Origin of the sequence: Vibrio proteolyticus NBRC 13287 (genome assembly GCF_000467125.1) — a bacterium.
Classification (GTDB): Bacteria; Pseudomonadota; Gammaproteobacteria; order Enterobacterales; family Vibrionaceae; genus Vibrio; species Vibrio proteolyticus.
Genome location: NZ_BATJ01000001.1, coordinates 191,793 through 211,098 on the forward strand (window position 1 = coordinate 191,793; position 19,306 = coordinate 211,098).

Genomic DNA, 19,306 nt, shown 5'->3' on the forward strand with positions numbered 1-19,306 from the left:
CGCATGGTATTGAGGAGGGAAAATCCGAGTTACGGAGAAATAGAACAGAGTTACCAACGATGTGCTGCAGACAATTAGTAATAAAATTGACCGAGCTAAATACAGCCCGGCCAGAGGACATCAATGCCTACGCAGTAGAAAATTATCATCTACAGGAATGAATCGATCACTGACCTCGATCAGATTCTTAGCGGTGAGCCCAGGGACGCCATAAACATCCACACGAGTATTAAACCGTTGCTGAATACGCTCAACCAGAATGTCAAAATCGCCGTCACCTGAGAGCAGAATCACCCTGTCCACTTGTGCAGCGGCTTCGTATACGTCCAGAGCAATACCGACATCCCAGTCCCCTTTCGCACTGCCATCCTGGCGCTGAATAAATGGTTTGAGTATGACGTTAAAGCCGACGCCCCGCAGAATGTGATGGAACTGCCTTTGACCAGGATCGGTCGAGGCGATCGCATAAGCATTTGCAGTGACAACGTCACACCCTTCGGTGGCTACTGACCAAAAAAAGTTGTAGTCAAAATTAGCCCGGTATTTCTCGCGGGTGGTGTAATAGATGTTTTGTACATCCACAAAGATGGCGATTTTTTCCATAAGCTCGAACGTGTCTCTCATCACTAAATTGCGGTTATGATAACAGTTCCCGCCCGTGTTCGCCGGAAAATTACCAGCATCAGACCCTGCGACTGAAGCATCATTCTTGACGGTTAAACCAGGTCAACTTTTCATGCAACGATGTCACACTCCCCACCACAATCAATGCCGGACTCTCGGCAACCCTCCCTAACACAGGCAACTGCTCCAGTGTCCCGGTAAAAACACGTTGCGTGCGCCGCGTACCATTCTCGATGATTGCACACGGCGTTTCCGCTGACAGGCCATGTTTCAGTAACCGTTGCGTAATGTGGCCACTCTGTTTGAGCCCCATGTAAAACACCAGAGTGTGATTGGATTGTGCCAACGAACCCCATTCGATTTCACGCCCGTCTTTTTGTACATGCCCGGTGATAAACTGAACACTTTGCGCATGATCCCGGTGGGTCAACGGAATACCTGCGTATGCTGTGGCGCCCGCTGCGGCGGTGATCCCAGGCACAACTTCAAAAGCAATACCGTGCAAGGCAAGCTCTTCCAACTCTTCTCCGCCGCGGCCAAAAATAAATGGGTCACCGCCTTTCAGGCGTGCTACACGCAAGCCTGCATTGGCTTTCTCCACCAGAATCTGATTTATCTGCTCTTGAGGAACGCAGTGAAAATCGAGTTTTTTACCGACGTAAATCATCTCCGCATCACTGCTGGCCAGAGCTAGAATTTCCGGTGACACCAGACGGTCATAAACAACCACATCGGCCTGTTGAATGACTCGATATCCTTTTACCGTCAGTAGATCCGGATCGCCCGGCCCTGCGCCGACGAGTGAGACAAACCCGATATTCGCTGGAGTGTGGTTGGTAGTCATAGCAACGCCTGCCTGTTCAGATTTAGATATAAGAAGTAACACTCAGAGTACACCGCTGCGAGTGACGACTTTTTATAGCTAAGCCAGAAACATCCGAAATAGAAACGTCAATCTAATGCTGGCCCCACCCGTTAGAAATGGGGCCAACCCAAAGGCTTATTTTGCCATCGCCGTGGTTGCAGGGACTGGCTTCTCTTCTGCATTCAGAGCCGGCGCGGTTTTTGCGTGGGTCAGATACAGAGGCAGACAAGTCATCACAAGGCCACCAATAATGTTACCCAAGATGGTTGGAATGAGATTGAAGTTGAGCCAGGTCGCGATGCCAAAATCGGCGCCAAGCATCATACCCAGCGGAAATAGAAACATATTCACGACTGTATGCTCAAAGACCAGCGCAAAGAAGATGAAAATTGGAAGCCACATCATTGCTACGCGACCCGATACGGAACGTGAAGTCATGTTGCCGATAACCCCCAGACACACCATGAGGTTACAAAAGAGGGCGCGAACGAAACAGGTGATCCACCCGTCCATACCCATGTTTTCAAACCCAAGACTGCGTGCAGTCGATACGGCGACAAACTTCTTCGCCACTGCGTTAAACTCTAATGAAAAGTTGCCCGTAAGCGAGATAGCCACCAGGTAAGCAACGATCAGAGAACCAATCAGGTTACCCAAACCAACCAGTCCCCAACAGCGAAAAATACGCCCCCAGGTGATGCCCGGACGGTTGGCAAATCTAGCCAAAGGAGCCAGACCAAATACGCCAGTCACCAGGTCGTAACCCATCACACTGAGAATCACAAAACCCACAGGGAAAACAAGCGCGCCCACCAGGCCAATCCCCGTTTGCACCATTGCAGTAATCGCGACAACCACTGCCAGCGACAAAATGACGCCCGCCATGGTACCGCGCAGCAGAAGATCGCGTGTGCTGGTATTCGTTTTGGCCTCACCAACGTTAATCATGCTTTGCACGAATTCAGCAGGTTTAAAGTCTGTAGACATGTCAGTGTCCTTATTCAAAAAGTGAAAGTTAAAGATTAAATAGAGAAAGATTTCCCAAGACTGAACACTCAGTGTGCAGTGTTGCTTCCTGTCCCCCGACCATAAGCAACGGAAACCTTTGTCTATTGAAACTGCCGCCCCTCCCAGCATGAAGGAGGGGCGAAACGGCTACGCGCTAATCTCAACGCCGCTGTCAATGACCCGGGCTTTGTATGCTCGAACACTAAAACGCTCGTCTTCCATACAAGCACCTGTTTTCAGGTTAAAACGTTGCTTCTTCAGCGGGCTTGCTACCCAAAGCTCACCTTGATGCTCACAAATCAAACCGCGAGAAAGCACGTTGGATTGGAAGAATGGATCGGTGTTGCTGATCGCCAGCACTTCTTCCGATTCTGTTGGGCGAAATACCGCCACTTGCTGACCATTAACCAAAGCACAAACGCCAGTGCCCGGTACGATGTCGCTGATTTGGCAAATCTTTTCAAATGACATTTTCAACCTTCCCTTATGCTTCAATGATCGCTACGTGTAGGATGTCGCCTTTCGCTTCAGGGTGTTTCTCCGTGAAGGTCGCTGGGCGGTGTTGTTCGCGTTCTTGTACAAACACAACGTTGTCATCGCGCTTGTCAGAGTTGATGAAGTGCGCGAAACGAGTCAGTTGTGATTCGTCATTGATGGTTGCCGTCCACTCACATTCGTACTCGTCTACAAGCTTGGCTACGTCTGCTTCAAGTTGCGCGTTGATGCCCAGTTTGTCCTCAACAATCACTTCGCGCAGATAGTCGACACCACCTTCTAAGTTTTCCATCCAAACCGATGTTCGTTGTAGTGGTGCAGCGGTGCGGATGTAGAACATCATGAAGCGGTCGATGTACTTAATCAGCGTGTCTTTGTCCAGGTCGCTGGCCAGTAGATCTGCGTGACGTGGTTTCATACCGCCGTTACCACATACGTACATGTTCCAACCTGCGTCTGTCGCGATGATGCCAAGGTCTTTACCTTGTGCTTCCGCGCACTCACGAGTACAGCCAGATACACCGAACTTCATCTTGTGCGGTGTGCGGATGCCTTTGTAACGGTTCTCGATGTAAGAGCCCAGACCAACAGAATCCTGAACGCCGTAACGACACCAGGTTGAGCCGACACAGGTCTTCGCCATACGCAGTGCTTTTGCGTACGCCTGACCGGTTTCAAAACCAGCGTCGATCAGCTTGCGCCAGATCTCTGGAAGATCGTCTTTTTGCGCGCCAAACAAACCAATACGTTGTGCGCCAGTTACTTTGGTGTATAGGTCGTACTCTTCTGCGACTGTTGCTAGAGCACCCAGTGCTTGCGGCGTAACTTCACCACCCGCCATACGCGGAATAACAGAGTACGTGCCGTCTTTTTGGATGTTACCCAGGAAGTTATCGTTGGTGTCGTGCAGCTTAACCAGCTGTGGCTTAAGAATGTGCTCACCCCAGCAAGACGCCAAAATAGAGCCAGCCAGTGGTTTACATACTTCACAACCGTAACCTTTCCCGTACTTCTCCAGAAGCTCATCAAACGTTTTGATCTCTTCGATACGGATTAGGTGGAACAGCTCCTGGCGCGAGTAAGCAAAGTGCTCACACACGTCGTTCTTCACTTCGATACCAGATTTAGCAAGCTCGGCGTTTAGAACAGACGTCACTAGCGGGATACAACCACCACAGCCTGTACCTGCGCCAGTCACTGCTTTGATGTCCGCTAGCGTATGGTGACCGTCAGCCACTGCCTGAGCGATCTTGCCTTTGGTCACGTCGAAACATGAACAAATCACTGCACTTTCTGGTAGTGCATCGGCCCCTAAAACGGGTTTCTCAGCGCCTGCGTGTGCGGGAAGGATCAACGCATCTGGGTGTTCTGGCAGGTCAATGCCGTTCAGCATAAGTTGAAGCAGATCGCCGTAGTCAGACGTGTCACCCACTAGTACGGCGCCTAGTAGCTTCTTATTGTCTTCAGACACGATGAGGCGTTTGTAAACTTCTTGTTCTTCGTTTTGGTAAACGTAGCTCTTACAACCTTCAGTACGGCCATTCGCATCACCGATAGAACCCACTTTCACGCCGAGCAGTTTGAGCTTGGCAGACATGTCAGCGCCTTCGAATTTGCTTTCTGTGTTACCTAACAAGTGGTCAACCGCTACGGTCGCCATCTTGTAACCCGGAGCAACAAGGCCGTAGAACATATCGTTCCAAGATGCACACTCACCGATGGCGTAGACGCTTTCATCCGAGGTTTGACAATGATCGTTGATGGCAACACCGCCACGAGGGCCAACTTCTAGCGCCATTTGGCGAGCCAGTTTGTCTTGTGGACGAATGCCCGCGGAGAAGACGATAAAGTCTGTTTCTAACTCAGTGCCATCAGCAAAACGCATCACGTTACGTGCGTTTGTGCCTTCTGCTACAATCTCAAGCGTGTTTTTGCTGGTGTGAACGTTCACGCCCATACGCTCGATCTTTTGACGAAGTTGGTTACCACCAGCAAGGTCAAGCTGTTCTGCCATCAGTTTCGGCGCGAACTCAACCACGTGTGTTTCGACACCAAGTGCTTTCAGTGCCCCCGCGGCTTCAAGGCCAAGCAGACCACCACCGATCACCACGCCTGATTTGCTGTTCTTCGCGCACGCTTCGATCGCTTTGAGATCTTCGATGGTGCGGTAAACAAAGCAATCTTTGCTCTCATGGCCTTTGATCGGTGGAACAAATGGGAAGGAACCAGTAGCGAGGATCAGATTGTCGTATTGCACTTCACGACCGGTACTGGAATAGACTGTGCGGTTTTCACGATTAATATTAATCGCGCGCTCACCAATCAACATGTTGATGCCATGTTTCTCGTAGAAACCGTGTTTAACCAGCGACAGCTCATCAGCGGTGTGATGAGAGAAGTAAGAGGAAAGGTGAACGCGGTCGTATGCCACGCGAGGTTCCTCACAGAAAACCGTTATGTCCATCTCAGAGACATCGGCTTTCTCGACTAAGTCTTCGATATAACGATGGCCGACCATGCCATTCCCGATGACGACCAGCTTCAGCTTGCTCATATTCTTTCCTGCGAATTCGTTTTGTACTAAGCGCATTTTTAAATGTGAAAGAAAATGAAAAGATGATGTAAATCAATTACAACCTCAAACTACCCTAAAGGGGTAGAACGAAAGAGGTAACCTTACCAACATCCTGGTTTATCAGTACATTTCAGGCAAAGACATTCACTTACTAAGTGACATTCAGGATGAGCGAAAACCCTCAGATCCCATTTTGATGTAATTTTTTTTCATTCCAACCTATGTGAAGTGATCCACTTTTCAATCAGTCACTTATAACCAATAATGAATCTATGTCGCGTAATACCCTGATATTAAAGGAGCTGAAATGAAACTGATGAAATTGGGAGTGATGTGGCTTGTCGCCCTGACAACCTTGATTGGCTGTACAGGTATCCCTGCGAAAGTCGAGCCGGTACAGTCTTTTAATCTGCAACGCTACCTCGGTACCTGGTATGAAATCGCCCGGCTGGACCACAGTTTTGAACGCGGATTAAACCGGGTGAGTGCGACCTACTCTCTGAATCCGGACGGGAGCGTGAAAGTCATTAACCGAGGTTGGAATGAGGAGCTTCAAGAGTGGGATGAGGCAGAAGGCAAAGCAAAATTCGTCGACACACCAGATATTGGCCACCTCAAAGTCTCCTTTTTCGGCCCGTTTTATGGCAGCTATGTGGTGTTCTACTTAGAACCGGATTACTCCACTGCCTTGGTCAGCGGCTACAATACGGATTATTTATGGATCCTGTCACGCAACTCCGTCATTGCAGAAGAGAAGCTGGAATACTACATCGACATCGCAGCCAAAGCAGGATTTGATACCTCAAAGCTTATCTTTCCGGATCAGGAAGCCAAACTTCATAATGGAAGTCAGTAGTGTTCGCGCTTTGATCTTGGTCGCCCGCCAGTGTGTGGTCGGCCGTCTTGGGGCGGTATCGATCAAATGTTGATACGCGTCAGGCGTTAAGCGAATCTCGCCGCCGTGTGCTGCCAACAAAAGCTGGGGCTGCATGGCAAACACTCTGGCCAGAGACGCTCGGTACTTGTTGGGGTGAAACACCGGAAAAGGCGCAATCAGTTTGCGTTTTACTTCAACCATTAAGTCCGCAACGTAAAGAATGTCCTGCTGTGGATGATAGACCGAGAGATCGCGGTCGGTATGCCCCGGTGTTTCCATCACCATCCAATCTTCAAAACCGGGAATGCAGTCGCCGTCGTTGAGTTTATGATCTGCAACCAACCGGCGTGAATACCATAAGTTGGCCTTGGGGGTTCTGAGTCGATTCGCCATCCAGCGTGCCAAAGCTAAATCCGTCAGGTGCATTAAGAAACCATCAATTCCCTGATACCAATCAGCCTCTTTGTTAGCGCTGACAATAAAACACCCCGTCAGCGCACGCAGTTTATGCGCAGCACCGGCATGATCCGGGTGCATGTGAGTCACCACCACCACACGCAAATCATAAAAGCTACGCATCAGTTCTTCTTCAATGAAATGACGCAAATGTGGTATATCCGCCCGGCTAGCACCGTCGAGCAGCATCAGCTTATCCGGGTACTCGGCCAAATAAATGTTTTGTATATAACCTTTAATACAGTGGAGCTGCACAGTGTTCCTGCCTCTGTTGACTTTCCGTAGCAATCTGGTCAGACCAATACTTATTAATACTTTACTGTGAGGCATCGATCCGTGCCACACTGGGATGCTCAGGATGTGACATGTTAACAAGTTGTAAAACCAAACGCCCTTTCCTAATTGCATCAGGATGTATCAATACACTTTATCTTGGCGATTATCGCTGCCACACTTGTCTCTGGTTGTAGTTATCAAGGAACCTCTGCTTTGAAAAAAACGTCCTCCGTTACTCCGCCCGTCGCGGAAAAAATCCCTCACGCCCTGACAATGCATGGCGACACGCGTGTCGATAATTATTATTGGATGCGCGACGACAGCCGCACCAACGAGGCCGTTCTCTCGCATTTAAAAGCAGAAAACCGTTACGTCGATGAACAGTTGGCTCACACCCAGGCGTTACAACAACGTCTGTTTAACGAAATTAAAGGGCGAATTGTTAAAGACGACAGCTCGGTCCCCACACGCAAGGGGCCGTTTTATTACTCCAGTGAAGTGACCGGTGATAACGAATATGCCGTTTATGTGCGTGCCACAGATGCTGAAGGCACGGACAAACAGGTGCTCATTGATGCCAACCAGTTGGCTAAAGCCCATGATTACTTCAGCATTGGTGGCTTGAGTGTCAGCCCCGACAACAACCTGCTGGCGTATGGCGAAGATACGCTCAGTCGCCGAGTCTACACGTTACGGGTAAAAAACCTGACAACCTTGGAATATCTGCCTGATGTGATTGAAAATACCGCTGGTTATGCCGTTTGGCAAAATGATAACCAAGCTTTTTACTACGTGCGTAAAGATCCACAAACTCTGCTCGGCTATCAAGTCTACCGCCACAGACTCGGACAACCCCAGAGCGAGGACCAATTAGTTTACGAGGAGCCAGACAGCAGCTACTTCACCTTCATGGGGAAAAGCAAAGACCGGCAGGAAATCTACATTTACCACTCCAGCACGGAAACCAGTGGCGTGTCGATACTGGATGCAAACGACCCGGAAGCACTGCCCATCGCATTTTTCCCGCGTGAAGACGGCGTCGAATACGAGATCGCAAAATTGGGCGAGTGGTACTTCATCTACACCAATTACCAAGCAGTCAATTTCCGGTTGATGAAAGTCCATGCCAGTCAGCGCAGTGAACGAAACCAGTGGCAGGATGTGATTGCGCCTCAGGAACATGTCCAGTTAGTGGATTTTACGCTGTTCAACGATCATCTGGTGTACGAGCAGCGAGAAAATGGTTTGGCACGCATCACCGTCAGACGCCTTTCCACCGGTGACGAGTTCGGGCTTCAGTTTAACGACACCGCGTTCACCGCTTATCTGGCGGACAACCACGAGCTCGATAGCGACAACGTCAGGGTCTACTACACGAGCATGACCACGCCCGTCACCTATTATGACTTCTCTTTGGCCGACGGAAAACGCACGCTTCTCAAACAAACCAAAGTACTGGGTGACTTTGAGCCACAGAATTATCGCTCCGAAAGATTGATGATTGCCGCTCGCGACGGACAACGTATTCCGGTGACTCTGGTCTACCGTCAGGATCGGTTTAAGAAAGACGGCACAAATCCGCTCTACCAGTATGCATACGGCTCCTATGGACATACCATCGAACCAGGGTTCTCCTCTACTCGACTCAGCCTGCTGGACCGCGGCTTTGTTTATGCAATCGCACATATTCGTGGATCTGAAATGCTTGGCCGTCCCTGGTATGAAGATGGCAAAAAACTGAACAAGCAGAATACATTTAATGATTTTATCGACGTCACACGCTCACTGATTGACCAAGGGTACGCAGCCAGCGACAAAGTATTCGCGGTCGGCGGCAGCGCCGGTGGGTTATTGATCGGAGCGGTTGTCAATCAGGCGCCACATTTATACCACGGCGTAGCTGCTCACGTGCCTTTTGTTGACGTAGTCACCACCATGCTCGACGAATCTCTGCCCTTAACCACCAACGAGTACGATGAGTGGGGCAACCCAAATGAGAAGCTCTACTACGATTACATGCTGAGCTACTCTCCCTATGACAATGTCGGTGCTCAGGCGTATCCTAATATGCTGGTCACCACCGGGCTGCATGACTCTCAGGTGCAGTACTTTGAACCAATGAAATGGGTGGCCAAACTGCGAGAGTTTAAAACAGACGATAATGTCTTGCTGTTTAAAACCGATCTGGATGCAGGTCACGGCGGGGCTTCCGGACGGTTTAAGCCAATCAGAGAAGATGCGCTGGAATACGCATTTTTTCTCGACCTGCTCAATATAGACGCCTGAATACAATCAGCCCGGCCCCCGGCCGGGCTCACTTTTCTCTTCAGAGATCAAAGCAGCGCTACCAACAGATACGCGTTTAATGCCAGAACCAAGGCCACGATAACCACGCCAGCATATGCTACCCATTTGTTGTTTTTGAACTGCCCCATCAATCGCTCGCTGTTCGTGAACATCAACAAAGGAATGATCGCCAGCGCAATTCCGAAACTCAGTACCACCTGGCTCATCAACAAAATATCGGTGGTGTTGACTCCCCATCCAATCACGACAAAAGATGGTGCCATCGTGACTGTACGGCGCAACCATAAGGGAATCGAGAATCGAACAAAGCCCTGCATGACGACCTGTCCTGCCATCGTGCCGACCACGGTTGACGATAAACCAGACGCAATCAACGACACCCCAAACAGCGCAGCAGCTGCCTGACCGACCAGCGGGGTCAGAGTCAGATATGCGGTTTCAATTTCAGCAACATGTGGATGTCCGCTGGCATGAAAAACCGCAGCCGCCATCGCCACAATCGCAATATTAACGAAACCGGCAATCACCATCGCGATAACCACATCCAACCGCGTTGAGCGAAGCCGAGTCACTTTGCTTTCGCCATAGCTGTTTTTAAACAATGCGGAGTGTAGGTAGATCACGTGTGGCATTACCGTAGCGCCAAGAATACCCGCAGCCAGATAAACCTGACGAGAGTCTGAAAATCCTGGCGTCAACAAGCCACTCAGCATCTCTGTGCCGACAGGTTGCGCGAAGATCAACTCAGCGACGTAGATCATGGCGACCAATAGCAACAAAGCACCGATTATCATTTCAAGAGGCTTCTGCCCTTTCCTGCTGAACATCAAAATCATCACCGTCGCCGCCGCAGTTACCACGGCTCCCTGCACCAGGCTGATGCCAAACAGCAATTGGAACCCAACGGCAGCCCCAATAAACTCGGCCAGGTCAGTAGCAATGGCGATCACTTCTGCCTGAATCCAGTAGAAGCCCACCGCCCATTTATTGGGTAGATGGTCACGAAGGTGCTCGGCCAGATTCTTACCCGTCACGATCCCCAGTTTGGCCGACAAATACTGAATAAGCATCGCCATAAGGTTGGCCCACAGCACAACCCACAGCAATTGATAACCAAATGCTGCGCCAGACTCAATGTTGGTCGCAAAGTTGCCCGGGTCGATATAACCGATTGCAGCGATAAACGCCGGCCCCAACAACATAAGTTTACGTTTGAGCTTCAAAGACCAATGCATGTTTGCCGAAGGCGGACGGATTGTGATGGTCGAGGTATTCATAAGACTTTCTCCTCAAGGGTATGAGAAAAGATTACGACCAACGCAAATGAGAATCAATATCAAATGAAATTCAAAAACGAAACGTTAGATTCCAACTATCAATAATAAAAAACCAATCGTAAATACCTATATAGATTTTCCCATATGCTCGACACATATTCCGGCCAGGATCTCAGTTTTTTTCTCATGTAGATGAAGGGCAAGACAATGACGATTAAGGTATTACTGACGAATATGCATCAAGGACGAGTTATGAAAGACGAAACGCTCTCTATTCATTTTGGTTATGAAACCGATCCAACAACAAAGTCAGTCGCCACACCGATTTATCAGACGGTCGCTTACGAGTTTGACAACGCACAACACGGTGCGGATCTCTTCAATCTGGAGGTACCAGGCAACATTTATACTCGCATCATGAACCCCACTAATGACGTACTGGAAAAACGCATGGCGGCATTAGAGGGAGGAGTTGCAGCTCTGGCAGTGAGCGCCGGAAGCGCTGCGATTAACTATGCGATTCTGACGCTGGCTGAGGCGGGCGATAATATTGTCTCCACCCCTCAGCTGTATGGCGGCACCTATACACTATTTGCTCATATGCTGCCCAAACAAGGCATAGAGGTGCGCTTTGCAAAAGATGATCACCCGGAAAGCCTGGCAGAGCTGATTGACGACAACACCAAAGCGATCTATTGCGAAAGCATTGGCAACCCGGCGGGTAATATTGTGGATTTATCGGGGATTGTCGAAAAAGCTCATGCTCTTGGCGTACCTGTGATCGTAGACAACACGGTGGCCACGCCGGCGCTCTGCAAACCGATCGAATTTGGTGCCGACATTGTAGTCCACTCACTGACCAAATACGTCGGCGGACACGGCACAAGCTTAGGTGGCATTATTGTCGACTCCGGTCAGTTCCCATGGGCAGACCATCAGGAACGCTTTCCAGTCTTCAGCCGTCCAGAACCTTCCTACCATGGCGTTGTTTACACTGAAGCGTTTGGCCCTGCCGCTTTCATTGGTCGCGCCCGAACCGTGCCATTGCGCAACACCGGTTCGACGCTGTCTCCCATGAACGCCTTTATGCTGCTGCAAGGGCTGGAAACTCTGCCACTACGAATGGAACGCCACACTGACAATGCCCTCAAAGTTGCCCAGTATTTGCAACAGCATCCACAGGTCAGTTGGGTCAGTTATGCGGGGTTATCAGACTCGGTCTACTATCCTCTGGCCGAGAAATATATGAAGGGCAAACCATCGGCCATACTGTCATTTGGCCTCAAAGGAGGCTATGACGCCGGTGTACGCTTTTACGATGCATTGCAGATTTTTAAGCGACTGGTGAATATTGGCGATGCCAAGTCTCTCGCTTGTCACCCTGCGTCGACCACGCATCGTCAGTTGAGTGCTGAAGAGCAAAAACAGGCTGGAGTGTCACCAGAGATGATTCGTCTTTCGGTCGGGATTGAGCATATTGACGATATTCTTGCAGATCTGGAACAGGCACTTAACGCCTGACGAAAAAGGGGGCAGCCTCAAGCTGTCCCCCTTTAGTTTACAGTGCGGTTTCTTCCGTCAGATATTGCTCCGCCTGCTCTCGCCCCATGTATTTTCCGAGCGTTTTGAGCGGTACGTTTTTCAAATTGACCACAATCAAACCATCCAGAGCATTATTGAACGTCGGATCGACGTTAAAACACACCAGTTTCCCGTTCATCCCCAGATACTGACGCAACAACACCGGCAGCCCTTTTCCCTGCTCCATACGTGCCAACACTTTAGACAACAACGACACATTGGCTAACGCAGACAACATACCCGTTTGCCAAAATACCGGTTCCTTATCACTCAGGGGCACACTCGGCTGAACCAGACTGGCCTTATCCTGATCATAATGATGAATGGACAACGTTGCCGCCATTAACTGACGCGCCTGATGACTGTAGTCGTTGCTGATGCTAACCGGGCCAAACAAATGGGTGTATTGCGGATGACGATAAACAAACGTGGCAATTCCTTTCCACAGCAACAGCAAGGAGTTGAGGTTGCGCTGATATTTCTTTGAAACGACCGAACGACCGACTTCGAGGCTTTGATCGAGCGAATCAATGAACGCCTGGTCATAACGGAACAGGCTACGTGAATACAACGCCTCAATGCCGGCTTGATCAAGCAATTGATCTACCCGTCCCAAACGGTAAGCCCCCACCAGCTCCTGATGGTCTCGGTTCCAGACAAACAGTTGAAGATAATGTAAATCGTACTCGTCCAGATCGCATGCCAAACCACTGCCTTCACCCACGGAACGGAAACTGACTTCGCGGACCCGACCAATTTCACGCATCATGTTGGGAATCTGCTGAGAGTGTGTGCAATACACATCAAACTCCCCTTGACTGAGCAGTAGCGCATCTGGTGGTAACTGCGCCAGATCCGCTTCCAGCAATGTTACATCGACTTGGGTCATGACCGGCGTCTCATACGCGCCAGTATAGTCTTTCATTTGCTCAGTCTGTCGTCCCATCAAATAGGTGTTGAGACGAAAGTAACTGACCAGATCCGCATCGTTTTCAAATCCTTTCACTTCTGAATACGCAATTGGGCTGCCAATAGAGATATTAATGGTTGAGGCTTTTTTATTCAGCAACTCACGGCCTAGCATGGCAGTACGAAGCAAAGGATGAACGCGGCCAGCGCGGTAGAACCAACGACTGTTGCTACCATCGATAAAAACCGGCACCGTTACTGCCTGACTACGACGAACAAATTTCGCCACGGACTGACTCCATTCAATGTCCAATAACCCCGTTTCGCCCTGATGATAAGTCGATACTTCCCCGGCAGGAAAGACGACCAACACTCCCCCCAGGGCCAGATGCCGGTGTGCTTCACGAATCGCATTCGCATTGGTTCGCGCCGCGTCTTTGCTGACAAAAACATCGATACCAATAAACAAATCTTCAATTTCTGGCAGGCGTTTGAGTAACTGATTGGCCAGAACTTTCACATCATTGCGTACCGATCCAATAAGATCCGCCAGAATCACTCCTTCGATAGCCCCCAGCGGGTGGTTTGCCACAATCACCACCGGCCCATGCTTCGGGATATCGGACGTGGTGCCCTGCGCTAGTTGGTAATCGATATTCAGAACGTCGAGCGTGTAACGCATGAATTCAAAACTGGTCTCTGTTTTCGGACGCTGCTGATAATATTTATCCAGCTTAGCCAGCCCCGTCGCCCATTCGAGCATCGACTCTCCGACACCAAAGGGCGTATAACGTGGCAAACGAAACGGACTGTGTATCATCTCAGGCCTCCTTGTGAGTCAGTTTATACAAAAACCCTTTGTCTGAACGCCAGTCTCTGAACGCCAAAAAAGCTGCACATAGCCAAACCAGGCAAGCCATGCCAAATAATAAACCGCCGTCATCGCCCACCACCTTACCGGTGTCATCAAACGCAGGCATGATGACACCAAGTGGCGTGAACAGATGAAAGAAAATAGCGCCAGACATGATTCCGACCGCCATCAGAGCGCCCAGCCCATGGAAACGGGTGAACAGCAAAATCGAAGCAATCAACTCAGCGATGCCAATCAAGTAGCCACCGTAAGTCCCGAACCAAGCCAAACCAGACCATTCCGCCAGCGTGCCGAAAATATGATCGGTTTCATAGGAACCGGTAAACTTGAAAAACAGCGATTGAATGAAGACAAACGCAATAAACAGCGCTGGTAGATGCTTACTTAGTTGAAAACTCATGACCATTCCCTATTTGATCAATGCTGGCCAGTTTTTATCGGCCTGCTTGATGTGTTGTTGACGTTTTTCATCCCAACGCTGCTTGATCGCTTTATCGTAATTGAGGTAGAGCTTGTCATCCACAATCGCCCAATACTTCGGGTCTCCAGGGGCAAAATCGTTCTTTGCCGATACCGCCCAGGCGCAATAGCCACCATATTGAGGTGCGTATTTTTCCGGGTCAGCCTGAAAGCGTTTAAGGTTCTGTTCCGAGGCGAAATACCAGTCTGCACCTTTATACTCCACCGAGAATTCTGACTTACCTTTCACGGGTTTATTGTCGGTAAAATAGGCTACGGTGTCATAACCGTCCAATGCTTTGTTACTGAAAAAACCGGTATAAATGGGATCTTCAGCCCAAACGCTGCTGCTCACTAGCAGCAGTGCCATCATGATAAACTTCTTCATAACTGACTTCCTTTGTTAAGAGACCAGCGACGCCCGCCCGACAATGCGATACCGGTATTGCATAAGCGCATGTCGGGTCAAGTGCAGACACGGACATCCGGCAACATAGGCCATTGACGTATCGTCGCTGGTGACTGCGAGGTGGGTAAAACTGACCGTGTGCGCATCTTTTCGGTGCATACAGGTCGACATGTGTAAATATTCTGGATGATGCTGGGTGTGGAACTTCAGCAGTTGTTCTTCGCTCATCTCTTTCGATGTCAGATGCTGATAGATGCTTAGCCGGTAATCGCGAACCGCCACCAGATCAACACCAGATGAAAACAGTGGTGAGTCCGTCGCGTGAATCCGGCTTTGAGTACCGTCCCATTCCAACGCCATCACAGCTCGCAGTTCAGGCGTGAGTTCGGGGTCGAACACCAGCAGAGAAAATGGTGCAAACTGGCGAAGTTCCAGTTGTTTGAACGCGTGAATAACGCCATGCACGCTGTAATTCGACGCCAGCTGACGCAATAACAGGCCGCGACTGACGAGCTCGCCATCAGGGACAATGCCTTGGTAATTATTCAACAAACAGAGAGATAAGCCGTATTCGTTGAGACTGATCCAGCTTCCCATTCCCTGGGGGTCAATGGGCATCAATACTTCCACCCCATCAATGTTAAGCTGTTGTGGTGGCAACGCCAGTGCGCGCGACTTTTGTTCATCACGATTAAAGAACACCTGATAACCGTTACGATCCACTAACCAAGATACAGAACACATCGTCATTGCCCCCGATAAAATGACGCCGTAGCCGGCGCGAGACCAAATGTCTCGTAAGCCTTGATGCCCAGCAAACTAGCCACTACCTTCGCCATGGCAAAATGGTGGCTGGCATGTAGCGCTGCAAACGTCAGTTCACGCTCAAACGTTGACACTGAAGCGATGCTTTCACTCGCACTAAGCGACACCTCAGAGATCACGGTGACAGGTGCGTGCAACGCTTTCGGCGAGCAGTGCAAGACCCAATCGATCAGATGTTCGATCTCTTTCATCGCGGCCTGACGTGACGTTTCGACGTGGTGCCCTCGTCGGCGCTGATTGTAATCCACCACCCCTTCTTGTGTGTGTTGCAAAGCATGGAAGATATCCAGCCAGTGGCGGTAGTGCTGACCAATTGAACTGCAAAGGTGGGGCTGAGCCACATGAGTGTAGTCACTGTCCTCCAGGTGATGAAGAAACGCATACCCTTGATCCAGTGTTTCAACACAGCCTCGTACCGATGCAGGCTGAAGACTGGTTACGCTGGCGTTTGATGAATTCGTCTCAGAGAGTGCAAGCATTGTTGTCGCCTTTTAGTCAGTCGGTTGCCGGATATTGCTGAGTGAGTTGTTTTTCTTCCCGCCAGGCATGAAAGAGCTCTTTTAATGCTGGCGTTTGATGCCCGCGCTGCTTTTGCTGCGCACCGATATCAAACAGCATCCGGTACTGAGCCAGTAAAGTGGAAAAAATTTCGCGTAGCGGTGTATTGCGGTCCCAGATGTGGGCGGCTTCACTGCTGGCGCCATTAATTTCGAGAATCATAAAGCGCTCGCCTCGCATAAACTGATGAATATCCTCAAATTTGATATCAAGACGACCAAAGTGGAAACTGTCAAAATCATCAAAGATCTTATCCAGTTGACGAGTCAGTTCTTCTGTAATGAATTGATTGCCATTACGAAAGATCGAACCACGGCTGTGGCTGCCGGCAAAGGCTAACTGGAACTCTTCCCCTTTCTTGGGGACCCAATCAAGTTTGTCCGGATAACGAGGGAAATACAGATGCGTCAGTTGACCCGCTCTCGGGCAGCGCTCGATTAGGCGCTTCAAGGTGTGTTTACCATCACCGATCACCGAAGGCGCGTATTTCAGCGTCATGGAAAATATCCGTCCGCGCTGTTGCCCGGGATAGCGGACATAAAACACCCCGGCTTCAGCCTGATATGGCGCTTTTTGTTGGATAAGAAAACGGGCATGATCAGGAAAGCTTTCGATATAGTGTCTGAGTTGCATGTCATCTTGTACCAACTTAACCCCAACACCTCGACAGCCCAAATCGGGCTTCGCCACGACAGGGAATGCCAACTGCGCACTTTGCATTGCGTGAAGCGCAGCTTGCAGCTGGTCATCAATGGACCGCGTATCTTTCGTCAGTGTGACAAACGGAGCGATCCAGCGTTTGGCATGCGAACCGGCCAGATTGAGGATATCGTGTTTCGACTCCCCAACCATGCCGCTGAGACGAATCGTCGGATTGGCAATCAGCGGCAATGTCCAGTCTAAATAGCGGACGCCCTGCAACAGACTCTGCATCACGACCGGTGTGTAGAAAAACCAGCTGGGCAGGAACTCATACGGTGACACCGTACGGCCCGTATCCAACTCCAGTATCGGCATACCCGCGTTTATCCGGTTCAGTTCAATACATGGAATGTCAGGTATTAACATCAGGAAATCCCTCTTGTTAGTGTTTTATTCAGGAAACGGTTGACGAACACCAACCCAGAAAACGCCAGCGGAATCAATAACCATTGATAAGCGCTGGTTTGCTGCCAGACCGAAACACCCAGCCAGTACACCACTGAAAACACCAGCAGTGTCCATACTGCCGTCGCAAGCAATACCGCGGACAAAAACAGCCCCGCGGGTATGGCAAAGAAGCCGCTGAGCGTATAGCCCACAGTTCGTAAACCCGGAACAAAACGAATCACGAACAGGTTGCTAAACGCATGACGACTCAGCCGTCCTTTGAGGTGACGAAAATGGCGATTGGTTACCGCACGATAACGTAGACTCCGGACGCGCCGTGACCATTTCCCCAGGTAATACAAGCCAAGATCGCCGCTGGCAATACCGACAAAAATAGCCAGTAGCGCCACCGGATACGACGTCAGTTGTTGAGAGGCCAGTCCGGCTGCCGTGACGATTGCCAGGTCTTCAAGCAAATACGACAACGCAACAATGCCGACAAATAGCATCAGCGTGGAATGCGTTCCTGTGGTCAAAAATGACTGCAAATGTTCTGTCACGTGAAGTCCTTATCTGTTGGTATCTCTGGGGTAATCAAACTAAGCACAGGCAAACTGGTTCATTGACCTGCCTTTTACAAGACCGAGCAATCACAAAGAAAATTGCATAAGTATGAATTTTTTAACGTGTTACTTAATGAAAGGATAAAAATGGCGGGTTAGCGAATAAACTGGCGGTACTCAACCTGTACCAGGTAAGTTTTGGGCGGTTGATTACAAAAAAGCCCGCGAGAATCGCGGGCTGGCAAAAAATCAGAGCGTTCAGGAAGCTTGCCCACGCAAGCGCATTAAGCGTCCGTCAGTGCGATAGAGAATCAGTGACAGGAGAATCAATGAACACCCGACGATTTTGTTCATCGACAAAATTTCACCATACCAGAGGATACTGAGAATCACTGTCCAGACTGGCTCTAAGATCATAATTAACGCGGCGTTGGATGGCTGGCTGTGTTTTTGCCCTAATGTTTGCATCACGTAGCGTAAGCTGGTCGCCAGCAACGTACTGAGCGCGAACCATCCCCAAATGGACGGAGCAACAGACGTCGGAATTTCCTCAGTCAGTGACGAAACCATCAATGCAAGGCAACCGGTCACAAACAACTGAATGCAGGTTAGCAGTAACACAGGTAAACGCTGTGAGTATTTACTGTTCACGTTGAAGTGCAGCGCAAGCATAGTGGCACAACCGACAAACCAGATTTGACTTGCCGACTGTTGCCAGCCGCCCGCCAACGAGAGCGATGCCAGCCCCGCCACAGCAACGGGCATTGAAAACCAGAATGCGCGTTTAGGCCGCTCGCGAAAGAGTATCCAGGCCACAATCGGAACGATGAGCATCGACAAACTGACGATAAAGGCCCCTTCACCCAAGGTTTCGCTGATTGAGATTGCATGAATCCAGCACAACAAAGATCCGCTCAACAAACACCCAACCATGGCCGCTGACGCAATATCTTTCAGTTTGGCACGGCGCAAAGCGGTGAGACACAGTGGCAACAGGCACAACGACGCAATAGTAAACCGCAGCCCGATAAAGCCGAAAGGAGGAAGCCCCTGGATAGTTTCTTTCGAAAAAATCCAGCCAAATGCAGCCAACAAGGTGGTCGCCACCAGAATCAGGGCAGCTTTACGTTCAGAATTCAAGATAGACACTCTTCTAGGCGCGCGTTCGCTGTCATCAGCGAGCCAGCGCAGCGGTGGTTATGGTTGCTCAATCATGCCAGCTAAGTGCTTCACTTGCGATAAAAATTAACCGAAAGTCATGCGGATTACAGCTTCGTTT

Annotated in this window: 17 protein-coding genes and 2 pseudogenes; 3 read left to right on the forward strand and 16 right to left on the reverse strand. The window is 50.0% G+C overall.

Features of this window, described 5'->3' with window-relative positions:
- Window positions 1-120 precede the first annotated feature (120 nt).
- The 5 genes from VPR01S_RS00835 to nirB form a co-directional block, all read right to left on the reverse strand.
- The gene (locus tag VPR01S_RS00835) at window positions 121-603 is read right to left on the reverse strand and encodes a LabA-like NYN domain-containing protein (RefSeq protein ID WP_021703385.1); all 483 of its coding nucleotides are present in this window, start codon (window positions 601-603) and stop codon (window positions 121-123) included.
- 100 nt (window positions 604-703) lie between these two features.
- Window positions 704-1,468, reverse strand: a complete 765-nt coding sequence (cobA, locus tag VPR01S_RS00840) for a uroporphyrinogen-III C-methyltransferase (protein ID WP_021703386.1) — start codon at window positions 1,466-1,468, stop codon at window positions 704-706.
- A gap of 156 nt (window positions 1,469-1,624) precedes the next feature.
- A complete protein-coding gene (locus VPR01S_RS00845) occupies window positions 1,625-2,476 on the reverse strand; it encodes a formate/nitrite transporter family protein (RefSeq protein WP_021703387.1) in 852 nt (283 codons plus the stop codon).
- 168 nt (window positions 2,477-2,644) lie between these two features.
- Window positions 2,645-2,968 (reverse strand): nitrite reductase small subunit NirD, encoded by a 324-nt coding sequence (nirD, locus tag VPR01S_RS00850; protein ID WP_021703388.1) that lies wholly within the window; start codon window positions 2,966-2,968, stop codon window positions 2,645-2,647.
- Between the two features lie 13 nt (window positions 2,969-2,981).
- Window positions 2,982-5,546 carry a nitrite reductase large subunit NirB gene (gene nirB / locus VPR01S_RS00855; protein WP_021703389.1) on the reverse strand — a complete coding sequence of 855 codons (2,565 nt, stop codon included), beginning with the start codon at window positions 5,544-5,546 and terminating at the stop codon, window positions 2,982-2,984.
- A 328-nt stretch (window positions 5,547-5,874) separates the two neighbouring features.
- Here nirB and VPR01S_RS00860 point away from each other — a divergent pair, with 328 nt between their 5' ends.
- Window positions 5,875-6,423, forward strand: a complete 549-nt coding sequence (locus tag VPR01S_RS00860) for a lipocalin family protein (protein WP_021703390.1) — start codon at window positions 5,875-5,877, stop codon at window positions 6,421-6,423.
- On the opposite strand, the gene VPR01S_RS00865 is transcribed toward VPR01S_RS00860, so the two are convergent.
- Window positions 6,370-7,155, reverse strand: coding sequence for an MBL fold metallo-hydrolase (locus tag VPR01S_RS00865; protein ID WP_021703391.1), 786 nt, complete (start codon window positions 7,153-7,155; stop codon window positions 6,370-6,372). The genes VPR01S_RS00860 and VPR01S_RS00865 overlap by 54 nt on opposite strands.
- 165 nt (window positions 7,156-7,320) lie before the next feature.
- Between VPR01S_RS00865 and VPR01S_RS00870 the strand changes: the two genes are divergently transcribed.
- Window positions 7,321-9,462 carry a S9 family peptidase gene (locus VPR01S_RS00870; RefSeq protein ID WP_040902174.1) on the forward strand — a complete coding sequence of 714 codons (2,142 nt, stop codon included), beginning with the start codon at window positions 7,321-7,323 and terminating at the stop codon, window positions 9,460-9,462.
- A 47-nt stretch (window positions 9,463-9,509) separates the two neighbouring features.
- Here the strand turns inward: VPR01S_RS00870 and VPR01S_RS00875 are convergent, their stop codons facing one another.
- Window positions 9,510-10,760 (reverse strand): Nramp family divalent metal transporter, encoded by a 1,251-nt coding sequence (locus VPR01S_RS00875; RefSeq protein ID WP_021703393.1) that lies wholly within the window; start codon window positions 10,758-10,760, stop codon window positions 9,510-9,512.
- A gap of 252 nt (window positions 10,761-11,012) precedes the next feature.
- On the opposite strand from VPR01S_RS00875, the gene VPR01S_RS00880 reads away from it, so the two are divergent.
- Window positions 11,013-12,281: an O-acetylhomoserine aminocarboxypropyltransferase/cysteine synthase family protein gene (locus VPR01S_RS00880; protein WP_021703394.1), complete on the forward strand. Its 1,269-nt coding sequence runs from the start codon at window positions 11,013-11,015 to the stop codon at window positions 12,279-12,281.
- A gap of 37 nt (window positions 12,282-12,318) precedes the next feature.
- On the opposite strand, the pseudogene VPR01S_RS23220 reads toward VPR01S_RS00880, so the two are convergent.
- The 9 genes and pseudogenes from VPR01S_RS23220 to VPR01S_RS00920 all read right to left on the reverse strand — a co-directional run.
- A pseudogene (locus tag VPR01S_RS23220) lies at window positions 12,319-13,167 on the reverse strand (GNAT family N-acetyltransferase); the annotation flags it as partial.
- A gap of 108 nt (window positions 13,168-13,275) precedes the next feature.
- A pseudogene (locus tag VPR01S_RS23225) lies at window positions 13,276-14,070 on the reverse strand (lysophospholipid acyltransferase family protein); the annotation flags it as partial.
- A gap of 1 nt (window position 14,071) precedes the next feature.
- Window positions 14,072-14,524, reverse strand: coding sequence for a hypothetical protein (locus VPR01S_RS00890; RefSeq protein WP_021703396.1), 453 nt, complete (start codon window positions 14,522-14,524; stop codon window positions 14,072-14,074).
- 9 nt (window positions 14,525-14,533) lie between these two features.
- Window positions 14,534-14,971, reverse strand: coding sequence for a YHS domain-containing (seleno)protein (locus tag VPR01S_RS00895; protein WP_021703397.1), 438 nt, complete (start codon window positions 14,969-14,971; stop codon window positions 14,534-14,536).
- 15 nt (window positions 14,972-14,986) lie between these two features.
- The gene (locus VPR01S_RS00900) at window positions 14,987-15,736 is read right to left on the reverse strand and encodes an NRDE family protein (RefSeq protein ID WP_040902088.1); all 750 of its coding nucleotides are present in this window, start codon (window positions 15,734-15,736) and stop codon (window positions 14,987-14,989) included.
- Between the two features lie 2 nt (window positions 15,737-15,738).
- Window positions 15,739-16,296, reverse strand: coding sequence for a hypothetical protein (locus VPR01S_RS00905; protein ID WP_021703399.1), 558 nt, complete (start codon window positions 16,294-16,296; stop codon window positions 15,739-15,741).
- Between the two features lie 16 nt (window positions 16,297-16,312).
- The gene (locus tag VPR01S_RS00910) at window positions 16,313-17,443 is read right to left on the reverse strand and encodes a hypothetical protein (RefSeq protein WP_021703400.1); all 1,131 of its coding nucleotides are present in this window, start codon (window positions 17,441-17,443) and stop codon (window positions 16,313-16,315) included.
- Window positions 17,443-17,973, reverse strand: a complete 531-nt coding sequence (locus tag VPR01S_RS00915) for a DedA family protein (RefSeq protein WP_052035719.1) — start codon at window positions 17,971-17,973, stop codon at window positions 17,443-17,445. Before VPR01S_RS00915 ends, VPR01S_RS00910 begins: the two co-directional genes overlap by 1 nt.
- Window positions 17,974-18,285: 312 nt before the next feature.
- Entirely contained in the window at window positions 18,286-19,170 is an 885-nt protein-coding gene (locus VPR01S_RS00920; protein WP_040902177.1) for a DMT family transporter, read from the reverse strand.
- Window positions 19,171-19,306 lie beyond the last annotated feature (136 nt).

Coding starts and splice junctions, on each gene's coding strand:
- VPR01S_RS00835 (WP_021703385.1), bottom strand. CDS start 603: ATGGAAAAAATCGCCATCTTTGTGGATGTACAAAACATCTATTACACC.
- cobA (WP_021703386.1), bottom strand. CDS start 1,468: ATGACTACCAACCACACTCCAGCGAATATCGGGTTTGTCTCACTCGTC.
- VPR01S_RS00845 (WP_021703387.1), bottom strand. CDS start 2,476: ATGTCTACAGACTTTAAACCTGCTGAATTCGTGCAAAGCATGATTAAC.
- nirD (WP_021703388.1), bottom strand. CDS start 2,968: ATGTCATTTGAAAAGATTTGCCAAATCAGCGACATCGTACCGGGCACT.
- nirB (WP_021703389.1), bottom strand. CDS start 5,546: ATGAGCAAGCTGAAGCTGGTCGTCATCGGGAATGGCATGGTCGGCCAT.
- VPR01S_RS00860 (WP_021703390.1), top strand. CDS start 5,875: ATGAAACTGATGAAATTGGGAGTGATGTGGCTTGTCGCCCTGACAACC.
- VPR01S_RS00875 (WP_021703393.1), bottom strand. CDS start 10,760: ATGAATACCTCGACCATCACAATCCGTCCGCCTTCGGCAAACATGCAT.
- VPR01S_RS00880 (WP_021703394.1), top strand. CDS start 11,013: ATGAAAGACGAAACGCTCTCTATTCATTTTGGTTATGAAACCGATCCA.
- VPR01S_RS00890 (WP_021703396.1), bottom strand. CDS start 14,524: ATGAGTTTTCAACTAAGTAAGCATCTACCAGCGCTGTTTATTGCGTTT.
- VPR01S_RS00895 (WP_021703397.1), bottom strand. CDS start 14,971: ATGAAGAAGTTTATCATGATGGCACTGCTGCTAGTGAGCAGCAGCGTT.
- VPR01S_RS00900 (WP_040902088.1), bottom strand. CDS start 15,736: ATGTGTTCTGTATCTTGGTTAGTGGATCGTAACGGTTATCAGGTGTTC.
- VPR01S_RS00905 (WP_021703399.1), bottom strand. CDS start 16,296: ATGCTTGCACTCTCTGAGACGAATTCATCAAACGCCAGCGTAACCAGT.
- VPR01S_RS00910 (WP_021703400.1), bottom strand. CDS start 17,443: ATGTTAATACCTGACATTCCATGTATTGAACTGAACCGGATAAACGCG.
- VPR01S_RS00915 (WP_052035719.1), bottom strand. CDS start 17,973: ATGCTATTTGTCGGCATTGTTGCGTTGTCGTATTTGCTTGAAGACCTG.